This window comes from Crenalkalicoccus roseus (assembly GCF_004761865.1).
Taxonomy (GTDB): Bacteria; Pseudomonadota; Alphaproteobacteria; order Acetobacterales; family Acetobacteraceae; genus Crenalkalicoccus; species Crenalkalicoccus roseus.
The window spans coordinates 31,878-45,369 of record NZ_SJDM01000005.1; the positions used below are offsets into that span (position 1 = coordinate 31,878).

Sequence of the window (13,492 nt, forward strand, 5' to 3'; positions counted from 1 at the left end):
ATGCCTAGCGCCCTGAAGCCGCGCCCCGCCGGCGGCCTGCCCGAAGCCGCGCGCGAGCCGACGCTGGCCGCCGCGCCGCCGCGCCCCTCCGGCCCCGGCCGCCCGCCCGCGCATGTCGCCATCATCATGGACGGCAACCGGCGCTGGGCCGAGGCGCGCGGCATGGCGGTCTCCCTCGGCCACAAGGCCGGCGCCGAGGCGGCGCGCCGGGCGATCGAGGCGGCGGGACGCAACGGCGTCTCCTGGCTGACCCTCTTTGCCTTCTCCTCGGAGAACTGGATGCGCCCGGCGGAGGAGGTGACGGCGCTGACCGGGCTGCTCCGCTACTACCTGCGCTCCGAGGTGGAGACCTTGGCGCGCGAGGGGGTGCGGCTGCGCGTGATCGGCGACCGGCTGCGCTTCGGTCCCGAGACGGCGCGCGAGATCGACCGCGCCGAGGCCGCGACCGCGGGCGGGACCCGGCTCAACCTGACGATCGCCCTCTCCTACGGGGCGCGGGCGGAGATCCTGGCCGCCGCGCGCGCCATCGCCGCCGCCGCCCGCGCCGGCACGCTCGACCCCGAAGCGCTGGACGAGGCGGGATTCGCCGCACATCTCTACACCGCCGGCATGCCCGACCCCGACCTCATCATCCGCACCTCGGGCGAGCAGCGCCTGTCCAATTTCCTGCTCTGGCAGGCCGCCTACGCGGAGTTCGTGTTCCTCGACGTGCTGTGGCCGGATTTCGAGGCCGCCCACCTGGAGGAGGCGCTGGCCGATTTCGCCCGCCGCGAGCGGCGTTACGGTGCCCGCAGCGGCTGAGGGCGCCGGCCCGCCGGCGGCCGGCCGCTGGCGCGACCTGCGCAAGCGCGTCGCCTCCGCCGCCCTGCTGCTGCCTGCCGCCCTGCTCTGCATCTGGCTCGGCGCCGAGGCCTGGACCGCCCTGGTGGCCGCGGCCGTCGCGGTGCTGGCCTGGGAGTGGGTGCGCCTCTGCGGCTTCTCCACCCGCCGCCTGCCGGGCATGGCGGTGCCGCTCGCCGTGCTCGGGGCAGGCACCCTCGCGGTGGCGGACGCCTACGCCGCGGCGCTGCTCGTGCTGCTGGCCGGCTTCGGCCTCGCCTGGATGCTGGCCGAGGCGCCGCGGGCACGCCGCGCCGCCCCCACCTTCTGGCTGGGCTTCGGCGTGCTCTACATCGGCCTGGCGGGCCTCGCCCTGATCCATCTGCGCGGCGATGCCGGGGCCGGGCGCGCCAACGTGCTGTTCCTGTTCGTGGTGGTCTGGGCCAGCGACATCGGGGCCTATCTCGCCGGCCGCGTCCTGGGTGGGCCGAAGCTCGCCCCCGCGATCTCGCCGAACAAGACCTGGGCAGGGGCGGGGGGCGGGCTGCTTTCGGCCGTGGCGGCCGGGGCCGCGGCGGCGTATGTCATGGCCCCTGGGCCGTCCGGCCGGGTGGTGCTGGTCGCGGCCTTCCTCGGCCTGCTCACCCAGGCGGGCGACCTGTTCGAAAGCTGGATCAAGCGACGCTTCCACGTGAAGGATTCCTCCTCCCTCATCCCCGGCCATGGCGGGCTGCTCGACCGCCTCGACGGCGTCCTCGCCGCCGCCCCCGCGGCCTCGCTGCTCTCGCTGCTGCTCGGCCCCGGGGTGCTGCTGTGGCGCTAGGGCCTGGCGCCGCGCCGCGGCGCGTCAGCGTGCTGGGCAGCACCGGCTCCATCGGCAGGAGCACGCTGGCGCTGCTCGAGGCGGCGCCGCCGGGGCGCTTCGCGGTGGAGGCGCTGGTCGCCGGCCGCGACGTCGCCGCCCTCGCCGCCCAGGCGCGGCGGCACGGGGCGCGCCTCGCCGTGGTGGCCGACCCCTCCTGCCACGCGGCGCTGAAGGAGGCGCTGGCCGGCAGCGGCATCGAGGCCGCCGCCGGCCCCGAGGCGGTGGTGGAGGCCGCCGCCCGGCCGGCGGAGTGGACCATGGCGGCGATCGTCGGCAGCGCCGGGCTGCGCGCCACTCTCGCGGCGCTGGCGCGCGGCGGGACGGTGGCGCTCGCCAACAAGGAGAGCCTGGTCTGCGCCGGGGAGATCGTGCTGGAGGCGGCGCGCCGCTCCGGCGCCGCCCTGCTGCCGGTGGATTCCGAGCACAACGCCATCTTCCAGGCGCTCGACGCGCGCGACCCGGCGATGGTCGAGAAGATCGTGCTCACCGCCTCCGGCGGGCCGTTCCGCACCGCCGACATCGCCACCATGCGCGCCGCGACGCCGGATGCGGCGCTGCGCCACCCGGTGTGGAAGATGGGGGCGAAGATCTCGATCGATTCCGCCACCATGATGAACAAGGGGCTGGAGCTGATCGAGGCGGCGCGCCTGTTCCCGGTGCCGGAGCCGCGGATCGAGGTGCTGGTGCATCCCCAATCCACCGTGCACGGCCTCGTCCAGTACGCCGACGGCTCGATCCTCGCCCAGCTCGGCACGCCGGACATGCGCACCCCGATCGCCCACACCCTGGCCTGGCCGCGGCGGATGGAGGTGGCGCTGCCGCGGCTCGACCTCGCCACGCTCGGGCGGCTGGAGTTCTTCCCCCCCGACCCGGTGCGCTTTCCCGCTCTCCGCCTCGCGCGGGAGGCGTTGCGGGCGGGGGGCGGCGCCCCCACAGTATTGAACGCCGCCAACGAGGCGGCGGTCGCCCTGTTCCTGGAGCGCCGGCTTGGCTTCCTCGACATCGCCGCGGTGGTGGAGGACGCGCTCGAGGCGCTCGGCGCGCCCGCGGTCGCCGGCCTCGAGGCGGTGCTCGAACTCGACGCTCTGGCGCGGCGGGAGGCGCTGCGGCTGGCGGCGCGCCGCGCCGCGGCCTGAGGGGGCGGCGCGGCGGCTCTCGCCTGAGGCCGGCTCGCCCCGGAAGGGGGCCGGCACGCATTGGAGGTTGGTGTGGATCTGCTGACGGGCCTCTGGGACGCGCTGCCGGCGCTGCCCCGCACGCTGATCGCCTTCGCGATCGTCCTCGGCGTGCTGGTCTTCGTGCACGAGATGGGGCACTACCTCGCCGCGCGCTGGCGCGGCGTGCATGTGGACGCCTTCTCGATCGGCTTCGGCCGGCCCCTGTTGCGCTGGGCCGACCGGCGCGGCACCGAGTGGCGGCTCGGCTGGATTCCCCTCGGCGGCTACGTGAAGCTGCATGGTCAGGAGGCGCCGGAGGACGCGCCGGAGGAGGTGCGCGCGCGCTGGCGCAGCGGCCAGACCTTCCACGAGAAGCCGGTGGGCAGCCGCGCCCTCATCGTCGCCGCCGGGCCGGCCGCCAACTTCCTGCTCGCAGCGCTGCTCTTCGCCGGCATCTTCGCGACCGTCGGCCAGCCGGTCGGCACCACCACGATCAGCGCGGTGGTGGAGGGCTCGGCGGCGGCGCAGGCGGGCCTCCGGCCGGGCGACGAGATCCTGGCCCTTGACGGCCAGCGCGTCAGCCGCTTCGACCAGGTGCAGCGCCATGTGCAGCCGCGCGCGGGGCAGGTGGTGGAGCTGCGCGTCCGGCGCGACGGGCAGGAACTCACCATCGCCGCCGTGCCGGCGGCGCGGGAGGCGCCGCAGGGCACGGTCGGGATGCTCGGCATCCAGGGCGGGGCGGCGCGGTTCGAGCGGCTCGATCCCTTCTCCGCCCTGGTGGCGGGCACGGTCCAGACCGCGGATTTCACCTGGCAGACCCTGGTCGCCGTGGGCGAGATGCTCACCGGCGCGCGCAGCACGGCGGATCTCGGCGGCCCGATTCGCATCGCCGAGGTGAGCGGGGAGGCGGCCTCGCTCGGCCTGCTGCCGCTCGTCAACCTGATGGCGCTGCTCTCGATCAGCCTCGGCCTGCTGAACCTGTTCCCGATCCCGCTGCTCGACGGAGGCCACCTGCTGTTCTACGCGGCGGAGGCGATCCGCGGCCGGCCGCTGCCGCCGCGGGCGCTGGAATACGGCTTCCGGGCCGGCTTCGCCCTCCTGGTGGCGCTGTTCATCTTCGTGTCCTGGAACGACATCATGCGCCTGTTCGGCTGAGGCGGGAGGCGCGCGGGGCCCGGGCCGCTCCTGCGGGGTGGCGGCGGCACCGGCCCGCAGCTATTGTGCCGCCCGCAACGCGACACCTCCTTTCGCCCCACGGAACGCCCTTGTCCCTGCTTCCCCGCGCCCTGCTGCTCGCCTCCGCATGCCTCGCGCCCGCGCTGCTGCCGCTGGCGGCGGAGGCGCAGACCAGGCCCCGCGCCCCCGCGCGCGCCGCCCCGGCCGCGCCCGAGGGCGTGGTCCAGGCGATCGAGGTGCGGGGGAACCAGCGCATCGAGGCCGACACCATCCGCTCCTACATGCTGCTCCAGCCGGGCGACGCCTTCGACGCGGAGCGCCTGGACCGCAGCCTGCGGACGCTGTTCGCCACCGGCCTGTTCCGCGACGTGCAGGTCCGGCGCGACGGCGGCCGCGTGATCGTGGAGGTGGTGGAGAACCCGATCGTCAACCGCGTCGCCTTCGAGGGCAACCGCAGGATCTCCGACGACGTGCTGCGCGGCGAGGTGCAGCTCCGCCCCCGCTCGGTGTTCACCACCCAGGCGGCGCAGGCGGACCGGCAGCGCATCCTCGAGCTCTACGCGCGGCGCGGCCGCTTCGCCGCGGTGGTGGAACCGAAGATCATCGAGCTCGACCAGAACCGGGTGGACGTCGTCTACGAGATCCGGGAGGGCGAGGCGGCGCTGGTCGCGCGCATCAACTTCGTCGGCAACCAGGCCTATTCCGACCGCCGGCTGCGCGAGGTGATCTCGACGCGGGAGCAGGCCTGGTACCGCCTGCTCTCGACCTCCGACCAGCTCGACCCGGAGCGGCTGGCCTTCGACCGCGAGCTGCTGCGCCGCTTCTACCTGCGCAACGGCTATGCCGACGTGCAGGTGACCGGCGCGACCGCGGAGCTCGCACCGGACCGCACCGGCTTCTTCGTCACCTTCACCCTGGAGGAGGGGCCGCGCTACCGGGTGGGCGAGGTGGAGCTGGTCTCCAACCTGCGCAACCTCGACCCCGCGCCCTTCCGCCGCTATCTCGAGCTGCGGCCGGGCGACTGGTACGACGGCGACCTGGTCGAGCGCACCGTGCAGCGCCTGCAGGACGAGGCGAACCTCAGGGGCTTCGCCTTCGTCGAGGTGCAGCCGCGCATCCAGCGCGACCGCGAGGCGCGCCGGGTCAACCTGACCTTCGAGATGAACGAGGCGCCGCGCGTCTTCGTCGAGCGCATCGACATCGTCGGCAACACCCGCACGCAGGACCGCGTGATCCGCCGCGAGTTCCGTGTGGCGGAGGGCGATGCCTTCAACGCCGCGCAGCTCCGCCGCTCGCGCGACCGCATCCGCGACCTCGGCTACTTCGCCGACGTGCAGATGACCACCTCCCCGGGCTCGGCCCCGGACCGGACGGTGGTGACCACCACCGTGACCGAGCGGGCCACCGGCGAGATCTCCCTCGGCGGCGGCTACTCCACCGACGCCGGCTTCCTCGCCGATGTCGGCCTGCGCGAGCGCAACCTGCTCGGCACCGGCATCGACGCGCGCATCAACGGCACGCTGGCGCAGCGCCGCAGCCAGCTCGACTTCTCCATCACCGACCCGTACTTCCTCGACCGCAACCTGGCGGCGGGGATCGACCTCTTCTACCTGCAGCGCAACCTGCTCACCATCGCCAGCTACCGCGAGCGCCGCGCCGGCTTCGCGGTACGCATCGGCTATGCCTTCAACGAGCGGCTCCGCCAGTCCTGGACCTACAGCCTGATCAACCGGCAGGTGTTCGACGTGCTGCCGGAAGCCTCGCGCTTCGTGCAGGAGCAGCGCGGCACCACGCTGCTCTCCCAGATCGGCCAGACGCTCAGCTACGACGTGCGCGACAGCTTCATCGATCCGCGCCGCGGCTACATCCTGCGGCTCGGCACCGATTTCGCCGGGCTCGGCGGCGACGTGGCCTATATCCGCGCCCGGGTGGACGGAAGCTATTTTGTCCCGCTGGAGTGGCTGATGGGCAGCTCCGAATGGGTGCTCTCCATCGGCGGCAGCGTGGGCTATTTGGAGCCGCTGTTCAACCGCCGCGACCGCATCGTGGACCGCTTCTTCCTCGGCGGCGAGAACCTGCGCGGCTTCCGCATCGGCGGGGCCGGGCCGCGCGACATCACGACCCGCGACAGCCTCGGCGGCCGCTTCCTCTGGACGCAGACGACGGAACTGCGCTACCCGCTGCCCCTGCCGGCGGAGCTCGGCCTGGTCGGCCGCGCCTTCGTGGATGTCGGCTCGCTCACCCAGTCGGTGAAGGGGCCGGAGGTGCGCGACGACGCCACGCCGCGCGTCGGCGCCGGCATCGGCGTCTCCTGGCGCAGCCCCTTCGGCCTCATCAACCTCGACATCGCCCAGGCCCTGGTGAAGAAGCCCTACGACGAGACGCAGGTCTTCCGCTTCGGCTTCGGAACCCGCTTCTGACCTTCCCCGGGATCCCATCGCCCATGGTCCTTTCCCCTCTCCTTGCCCGTGCCCTGCCTGCCGCGTCGGCACTGTTCCTGGCGGCAGGCCTGCTGATGGCCCCGTCCGCCTCCGCCCAGCAGCAGCAGCAGGAATGGTTCATTCCCGGCCAGGGCCAGCAGCGCCCGGCGCAGGCACAGCCGCAGCAGCGGCCGGCGCAGGCGCCGCAGCAGCGCCCGGCGCAGGCGCAGCGCCCGCCGGCCCTCCCGCCCGGCCAGCCGCCGCCGGCGGCGGTGATCGGTCTCGTCGACGTGCAGGAGATCCAGCGCCAGGCCGTGGCGTTCAACCAGGTGCGCGACGAGATCGGGCGCCGCCAGCAGAAGCTGCACGAGGACCTGCAGCGCGAGCAGACCTCCTGGCGCGAGGCGCAGCAGCAGCTCGCCAACGAGCGCGCTTCCCTGCCGGCCGACCAGCTCCGGCAGCGGGAGCGGGACCTGCAGGACCGCATCACCGAGAGCCAGCGCATCTTCCGGGAGCGCAACCGCGCCATCGAGCAGGCGGCGCAGCAGGCGCTGCTCGAGATCGAGCGCACCATGGGGCAGGTGATCCAGCAGGTGGCGGCGAGCCGCAACGTGAACCTGGTGCTGCGCCGGGAGCTGGTGATCTTCAACGACGCGCCCTTCGACCTGACGGACGAGGTGGTGCGCGTGTTCAACACCACGCTGCGCAGCGTCACCATTCCGCCCGAGCCTTCGGCCGAGGCAACGCCGCCCGCGGCGCAGCGCTCCGGCCAGAGCCAGCAGCCGCAGCAGCAGCGGCGCTAGGACCCCGCGGGCCGTGGCCGCCGATCCGCGCTTCTTCGCCTCCACCGGGCCGCACCGCCTCTCCGCCATCGCGGCGGCGGCGGGCGGGCGCGTCGAGGGCGACGAGAGCCGCCTGTTCAGCGGCGTCGCCCCGTTGCAGGAGGCGGGGCCGGAGCATGTCAGCTTCCTCGACAACCGCCGCTACGTCGAGGCGCTGCGCGCCACGCGCGCCGGGGCGGTCGTGCTCGCGCCCGCGATGCAGGGCGCGCTGCCCGCCGGCGCGGCCGCGATCCTGACCGAGACGCCCTATCTCGGCTTCGCGCGCGTGGCGCGGCTGTTCCACCCGCCGCCCGCCCCCGTTCCCGGCATCCATCCGACCGCCGTGATCGGCGAGGAGGCGGTGATCGGGGAGGGAGTGGAGATCGGTCCCTATGTGGTGGTCGGCGCGCGGGCGCGTATCGGGCGCGGCTGCGTGCTGCATGCGCATGTGGTGGTCGGCCCCGGGGTGGAGCTGGGCGAGGAATGCCGGCTGCATCCGCACAGCAGCATCACGCACGCCATCGCGGGAAGAGGGGTTGTGCTGCATCCGGGGGCGCGCGTCGGGCAGGAGGGATTCGGCTTTGCCCTCACGCCTGATGGGGGCTACGAGACCATGCCGCAACTTGGGCGGGTGATCCTTGAGGATTTCGTCGAGGTCGGCGCGAATGCCTGCGTGGATCGGGGCAGCCAGGGCGACACGGTGCTCGGCCGTTGCAGCCGCCTCGACAATCTGGTGCAGATCGGGCACAACGTGCGCACCGGCGCGGGCTGCGTCATGGTGGCGCAGTCCGGCATCTCCGGCTCCACCCTGCTTGGCAACCACGTGATGGTCGCGGCGCAGGCCGGCCTGGTCGGCCATCTGCGCATCGGCGACAAGGCGCGGATCGGCGCCCAGGCGGGCGTGATGGAGGACGTGCCCGCGGGCGCGGACGTGCTGGGCAGCCCCGCCTGGCCGGTGCGCGAGTTCTGGCGCGCCATCGTCAGGCTGCGGCAGCTTGGGCGTGCGGCGGCCCGCGCAGGGCACAAGGCGGGCTAGAGGCTCTGGCGAACGGATTATGGACACAACCGAGAGCGCGGCCGCGGAGGCCGATTCCGGTCCCTACGAGACCTTCGACATCGCGCGCATCATGCACGCGATCCCGCACCGCTACCCCTTCCTGCTGGTGGATCGGGTGGTGGACGTGGTGAAGGGCACCTCCGCGGTCGGCATCAAGAACGTCTCGATCAACGAGAACTTCTTCCAGGGGCACTTTCCGCAGCACCCGGTGATGCCTGGCGTGCTGATCATCGAAAGCATGGCGCAGACGGCGGCGGTGCTGGTGGTGGAATCGCTCGGACCCTCCGCGGCCGGCAAGCTGGTCTACTTCATGACCATCGAGAACGCGAAATTCCGCAAGCCCGTGGTGCCCGGCGACCAGCTCCGCATCCACATCCGCAAGGAGCGCCAGCGCGCCAACATCTGGAAATTCGCGGCGGAGGCGAAGGTGGACGGCAAGGTAGTGGCCGAGGCGACCTACTCCGCCATGATCCTGGACCGCTGACCGCCTTGGACCGCATCCACGCAAGCGCGACGGTGGCGCCGGGCGCGATCGTCGCCGAGGGCGCCCGCATCGGCCCGGGCTGCCGCATCGGTCCCTACTGCACCGTCGGTCCCGAGGTGGTGCTGGAGGAGGGGGTCGAACTCGTCTCCCACGTCGTGATCGAGGGGGCAACGCGCATCGGCGCCGGCGCGCGCGTGCTGCCCTTCGCCAGCATCGGCACCCCGCCGCAGGACGTGAAGTATCGCGGCGAGCCCACGGGCTGCGAGATCGGCGCGCGGACGCTGGTGCGCGAGGGCGCCACCATCCACCGCGCCAGCGTCGGCGGCAGCGGCGCCACCCGGGTCGGCGCCGGCTGCATGATCATGGCGATGGCCCATGTCGCGCACGACTGCCAGCTCGGCGACGGGGTGATCCTGGCGAACAACGTGATGCTCGGCGGCCACGTGCATGTCGGCGACCGGGCCTTCATCGGCGGCGGCGCGGCGGTGCACCAGACGGTGCGTATCGGGCGGCTGGCCATGGTCAGCGGCCTCGCCGGCGTCACCAACGACATCCCGCCCTTCGGCTACGTGTTCGGGCTGCCGGCGCGCCTGGTCGGCTTCAACCGCATCGGGCTGCTGCGCAGCGGCTGCGGCCGCGAGCAGCTTCGCACCGTGCGCGCCGCGCACGCGCTGCTGTTCAAGGAACCGGGGGAGTTTGCGGCGCGGCTCGAGGCGGCGGAGGCGCGCTTCGGGCAAGATCCGCTGGTGGCGGAGATCCTCGCCTTCATCCGCGATCCGGCGCGCCGGCGCCAGCTCGTCCGTCCGGGGCGGATGGCGGCGCCGGAGCTCGGCCCGGGCGACGACGAGAACGGCGAGGGAGGCTGAGCGGGTCGCGCCGCGCGGCGCCCTCATGCGCCGCGGATCACGGCGCGGATGGCGAAGCTCGACTGGATGCGCGCCACGCCCGGCATGCGCGAGAGCTGCTCCTTGTGGATGCGCTCGTAATCCGCGGCGTCGCGCGCCTCGACGCGCAGCAGGTAGTCGGCGAGGCCGGTCATCAGGTAGCACTCCCGCACCTCCGGGCAGCGCCGCACCGCCTCCTCGAAGCGGCGCAGATGCTCGTCGGTCTGCCGCTCCAGGGTGATCTGCACGATCACCACCACGCCCTCGCGGGGCGAGGGCTCGTCGAGCACCACGGTATAGCCGCGGATTACGCCGCGGCGCTCCAGCAGCCGCAGCCGCCGCAGGCAGGCCGAGGGCGAGAGGCCGATCGCCTGGGCCAGGGCGGCGTTGCTCATGCGCGCATCCTGGCGCAGCAGGCGGAGGATGGCGCGGTCGTGCTCGTCCAGGGCACCCATGTGGCGGATCCTGCGAAACTCGCGCAGAAAATGCCACAGACCGCGCCCCGGCCGCCAATCCTGCGCCACAAGGGCGGGAAATTCGCCATACCTGCCGACTAGGCTCGGTTCTGGAACACCCGGGAGGCGGCGATGCGGGTTCTGGTGCTCGGCAGCGGCGTGGTCGGCGTGACCAGCGCCTGGTACCTGGCCAGGGCGGGCCATGAGGTGACGGTCCTCGACCGCCAGCCCGGCCCCGGCATGGAGACCAGCTTCGCCAATGCCGGCCAGGTCTCGCCCGGCTACTCCGCGCCCTGGGCGGGCCCCGGCATCCCGGTCAAGGCGCTGCGCTGGCTGATGATGCGCCACCGGCCGCTGGTGCTCTGGCCGCTGCCCGATGGCGGCCTCTACCGCTGGCTGGCGCGGATGCTGGCCAATTGCACCGAGGCCGCCTACGTCCGGAACAAGACCCGCATGGTGCGCCTGGCGGAGTACAGCCGCGACTGCCTGCGCGACCTGCGGACCGAGACCGGCATCGCCTATGACGAGCGCAGCCGCGGCACGCTGCAGCTCTTCCGCACCCAGAAGCAGCTCGACGGTGTCGGTGCCGACACCAGGGTGCTCGACGCCTTCGGCGTTCCCTACGAGGTGCTGGACGCCGCCGGCTGCGTGGCGGCGGAGCCGGCGCTCGGCCGCGTGGCCGGCAAATTCGTCGGCGGGCTGCGCCTGCCGGGCGACGAGACGGGGGATGCGCACCTGTTCACGCAGCGCCTCGCCGGCCTCGCCGCGGCGGCGGGGGTGCGCTTCCGCTACGGCGTCACTGTGCGCGCCCTGCGCACCGAGGCAGGCCATGTCGCCGGCGTCGTCACCGACCAGGGCGAGTTCGCCGCCGACCGCTACGTGGTGGCGATGGGCAGCTACTCGCCGGCGCTGCTGCGGCCGATCGGCGTTCCGGTGCCGGTCTATCCGGTGAAGGGATACTCCCTTACCCTACCGATCGTGGAGGAGGCGGCCGCGCCCGTCTCCACCGTGATGGACGAGACCTACAAGGTGGCGATCACCCGCCTCGGCGACCGCATCCGGGTCGGCGGCACGGCGGAACTCGCCGGCTTCTCGCTGCGGCTGCGCCGGCCGCGGCGGGCGACGCTCGAGCACTCGGTCGCCGACCTGTTCCCGCGGGGCGGCGACCTGGGACGGGCCAGCTTCTGGACCGGGCTGCGGCCGATGACGCCGGACGGCACGCCGGTGGTGGGCGGCACCCGCTACGCGAACCTGTTCCTCAACACCGGCCATGGCACGCTGGGCTGGACCATGGCCTGCGGCTCCGGCCGGCTGCTGGCGGATCTCGTCACCGGCCGTCGGCCGGAGATCGAGCACGCCGACCTCGCCCTCGGCCGCTACGCCGCGGCGTAGCGAGGCGGCGCGGCGCCCCTTCCTCGCCGCAATGGCCGCGGAGGGAGCCGGCCGGGCCGCCCGATGGCGGCGGCGCTTCGCGCGATCCGGTATAGGCTGCGCCGGAGGAGGGAAGGGGCACCATGGAGTATCGCATCCTCGGCCGCAGCGGCATCACCGTCAGCCGGCTCTGCCTCGGCGCCATGATGTTCGGCGGCGTGACCAGCGCCGCCGACAGCCGGCGCATCATCGCCCGCGCGCGGGAGGCGGGGATCAACTTCCTCGACACGGCCGACGTCTACAACGCCGGCGCCTCGGAGGAGGTGGTGGGGGAGGCGATCGCCGGCGGGCGCAACGCCTGGGTGGTGGCGACCAAGATCGGCAATCCGACGGGCCCGGGCCCGAACGAGCGCGGCCTGTCGCGCCGCCGGATCCTGCAGGGCGCGGAGGCCAGCCTGCGCCGGCTGCGCACCGATTATCTGGACATCCTCTACCTGCACCGGGAGGATCCCGGCACGCCCCTGGACGTGACGGTGGGCGCCCTCGCCGACCTGGTGCGCGCGGGCAAGATCCGGCATTTCGGCCTGTCCAATTTCCGCTCCTGGCGCATCGCCGAGGCGTGCAGCCTCTGCGACCGGATGGGACTGGACCGGCCGGTGGTGTCGCAGCCCCTCTACAACATCATGAACCGGCAGGCGGAGGTGGAGCAGATCCCGGCCGCGGCGCATCACGGCCTCGGCGTCTTCCCCTACAGCCCGCTGGCGCGCGGCGTGCTGGCGGCGAAGTACCGTCCCGGCGCGCCGCCGCCCGAGGGGAGCCGCGCCGCACGCGCCGACCGGCGCATGATGGAGACCGAATGGCGCGAGGAATCGCTCGCCATCGCGCAGCGCGTCGCCGCCCATGCCGAGGCGCGCGGCACCACGCCGGTCGCCTTCGCCATCGCCTGGGTGTTGAACAACGCGCTGGTCACGGGCGCCATCCTGGGGCCGCGGACCGAGCGGCAGCTCGAGGAGTACCTGGCCGCGCTCGCCTTCCGCCTCACCGCGGAGGACGAGGCGCTGGTGGACAGTTTGGTGGCGCCCGGACACCCCTCGACGCCCGGCTACAACGATCCGCAATACCCGGTCGAGGGGCGGGTCGTCGCGGCGCGGGCGGAGGCTCAGTCCGGCCAGACCAGCCGGTAGCCACGCCCGCGCAGCGCCACGATCCGGATCCGGCCGGCCGAGGCCTCGTCCAGCTTGTGCCGGAGGGAGGAGGCGAGCTGGTCGATGCCGCGCTGCTGCGGCAGCAGCCGGTGGCCGAGAACGCGCTCGGCGATGACGGTGCGCTCCACGCCCTGATCCGCGGCCTCGAGCAGGAGGGAGAGCAGCCCGCCCTCGGCCCCGGTCAGCCGCTGCTCCCGCCCGTCCTGCCCGACCAGCCGCAGCCGCGCCGGATCGAGCAGGACGCCGGCGAGCCGCCATGTCCGCGGGGCGGGGGCGGGAGTGGCGGCCGCCGCCGCGCGGGCCTGGTCCTGCGCGTCCAGCCGCCGCTGCAGCGCCCGGACCCGGGCGATCAACTCGCGCATGGAGAAGGGCTTGGTCATGTAGTCGTCGGCGCCCACCTCGAGGCCGACCACCCGCTCCGTCTCCTCGCCCCGGCCGGTGACGATGATCACGCCGAGGCCGGGCCGGCTGGCCGCCTTGCGCACGAAATGCAGGCCACTCCCGTCCGGCAGGCCGAGATCGACGAGGGCGATCCGCCAGCTCTTCTGGGGCAGGCGCAGCAGGCCCTCCTCGAGGGAAGAGACGGCCTCGGCCTCGAACCCTTCCCGCTGCAGGGCCGCGCTCATCGTGGCGGCCACGCGCGCCTCGTCCTCCACGATCAGCACCGACCATTGGCGCGACATGCGGCCGCGGGACTCCCTTGCGATAGCAAAATATATTGTTCAGGGAGCTATAAACCGTAAAGAGAAAAAGTCCATAAGAATACAACCAAACTCCG

General features: G+C 73.4%; 13 protein-coding genes. 11 read left to right on the forward strand and 2 right to left on the reverse strand.

The genetic code is table 11. From position 1 onward, the window contains the following. From uppS to lpxA, 9 genes are all read left to right on the forward strand, one after another. Positions 1-801: a polyprenyl diphosphate synthase gene (gene uppS, locus ET526_RS06355; RefSeq protein WP_192898664.1), complete on the forward strand. Its 801-nt coding sequence runs from the start codon at positions 1-3 to the stop codon at positions 799-801. Continuing rightward, a complete protein-coding gene (locus ET526_RS06360; RefSeq protein ID WP_135466850.1) occupies positions 785-1,642 on the forward strand; it encodes a phosphatidate cytidylyltransferase in 858 nt (285 codons plus the stop codon). Before uppS ends, ET526_RS06360 begins: the two co-directional genes overlap by 17 nt. Positions 1,643-1,671: 29 nt before the next feature. Continuing rightward, positions 1,672-2,820: a 1-deoxy-D-xylulose-5-phosphate reductoisomerase gene (gene dxr / locus ET526_RS06365; protein ID WP_408869755.1), complete on the forward strand. Its 1,149-nt coding sequence runs from the start codon at positions 1,672-1,674 to the stop codon at positions 2,818-2,820. Between the two features lie 102 nt (positions 2,821-2,922). Then, positions 2,923-3,996 (forward strand): RIP metalloprotease RseP, encoded by a 1,074-nt coding sequence (gene rseP, locus ET526_RS06370; RefSeq protein WP_135466997.1) that lies wholly within the window; start codon positions 2,923-2,925, stop codon positions 3,994-3,996. Positions 3,997-4,106: 110 nt separating this feature from the next. Beyond that, entirely contained in the window at positions 4,107-6,437 is a 2,331-nt protein-coding gene (bamA, locus tag ET526_RS06375) for an outer membrane protein assembly factor BamA (protein WP_240048285.1), read from the forward strand. 23 nt (positions 6,438-6,460) lie between these two features. Next, complete coding sequence (locus ET526_RS06380; RefSeq protein WP_135466852.1) at positions 6,461-7,240, forward strand: OmpH family outer membrane protein; 780 nt, start codon at positions 6,461-6,463, stop codon at positions 7,238-7,240. Between the two features lie 13 nt (positions 7,241-7,253). Further along, a complete protein-coding gene (lpxD, locus tag ET526_RS06385) occupies positions 7,254-8,294 on the forward strand; it encodes a UDP-3-O-(3-hydroxymyristoyl)glucosamine N-acyltransferase (protein WP_135466853.1) in 1,041 nt (346 codons plus the stop codon). A 19-nt stretch (positions 8,295-8,313) separates the two neighbouring features. After that, positions 8,314-8,799 carry a 3-hydroxyacyl-ACP dehydratase FabZ gene (gene fabZ / locus ET526_RS06390; protein WP_135466854.1) on the forward strand — a complete coding sequence of 162 codons (486 nt, stop codon included), beginning with the start codon at positions 8,314-8,316 and terminating at the stop codon, positions 8,797-8,799. Positions 8,800-8,813: 14 nt separating this feature from the next. Beyond that, positions 8,814-9,665 (forward strand): acyl-ACP--UDP-N-acetylglucosamine O-acyltransferase, encoded by an 852-nt coding sequence (gene lpxA / locus ET526_RS06395; RefSeq protein WP_408869757.1) that lies wholly within the window; start codon positions 8,814-8,816, stop codon positions 9,663-9,665. Positions 9,666-9,688: 23 nt separating this feature from the next. Here lpxA and ET526_RS06400 read toward each other — a convergent pair whose 3' ends face one another. Beyond that, positions 9,689-10,138, reverse strand: coding sequence for an Lrp/AsnC family transcriptional regulator (locus ET526_RS06400; protein ID WP_135466856.1), 450 nt, complete (start codon positions 10,136-10,138; stop codon positions 9,689-9,691). 132 nt (positions 10,139-10,270) lie between these two features. On the opposite strand from ET526_RS06400, the gene ET526_RS06405 reads away from it, so the two are divergent. Both ET526_RS06405 and ET526_RS06410 read left to right on the forward strand, forming a co-directional pair. Beyond that, complete coding sequence (locus ET526_RS06405; RefSeq protein WP_135466857.1) at positions 10,271-11,530, forward strand: D-amino acid dehydrogenase; 1,260 nt, start codon at positions 10,271-10,273, stop codon at positions 11,528-11,530. Positions 11,531-11,652: 122 nt separating this feature from the next. Continuing rightward, a complete protein-coding gene (locus ET526_RS06410; protein WP_135466858.1) occupies positions 11,653-12,693 on the forward strand; it encodes an aldo/keto reductase in 1,041 nt (346 codons plus the stop codon). Here ET526_RS06410 and ET526_RS06415 read toward each other — a convergent pair. Beyond that, entirely contained in the window at positions 12,669-13,397 is a 729-nt protein-coding gene (locus ET526_RS06415; RefSeq protein ID WP_135466859.1) for a response regulator transcription factor, read from the reverse strand. The genes ET526_RS06410 and ET526_RS06415 overlap by 25 nt on opposite strands. Positions 13,398-13,492: the final 95 nt, after the last annotated feature.

Excerpts from the sequence above, each read along its gene's own strand:
- uppS (WP_192898664.1), top strand. The coding sequence starts at position 1 with ATGCCTAGCGCCCTGAAGCCGCGCCCCGCCGGCGGCCTGCCCGAAGCC.
- ET526_RS06380 (WP_135466852.1), top strand. The coding sequence starts at position 6,461 with ATGGTCCTTTCCCCTCTCCTTGCCCGTGCCCTGCCTGCCGCGTCGGCA.
- fabZ (WP_135466854.1), top strand. The coding sequence starts at position 8,314 with ATGGACACAACCGAGAGCGCGGCCGCGGAGGCCGATTCCGGTCCCTAC.
- ET526_RS06400 (WP_135466856.1), bottom strand. The coding sequence starts at position 10,138 with ATGGGTGCCCTGGACGAGCACGACCGCGCCATCCTCCGCCTGCTGCGC.
- ET526_RS06405 (WP_135466857.1), top strand. The coding sequence starts at position 10,271 with ATGCGGGTTCTGGTGCTCGGCAGCGGCGTGGTCGGCGTGACCAGCGCC.
- ET526_RS06410 (WP_135466858.1), top strand. The coding sequence starts at position 11,653 with ATGGAGTATCGCATCCTCGGCCGCAGCGGCATCACCGTCAGCCGGCTC.
- ET526_RS06415 (WP_135466859.1), bottom strand. The coding sequence starts at position 13,397 with ATGTCGCGCCAATGGTCGGTGCTGATCGTGGAGGACGAGGCGCGCGTG.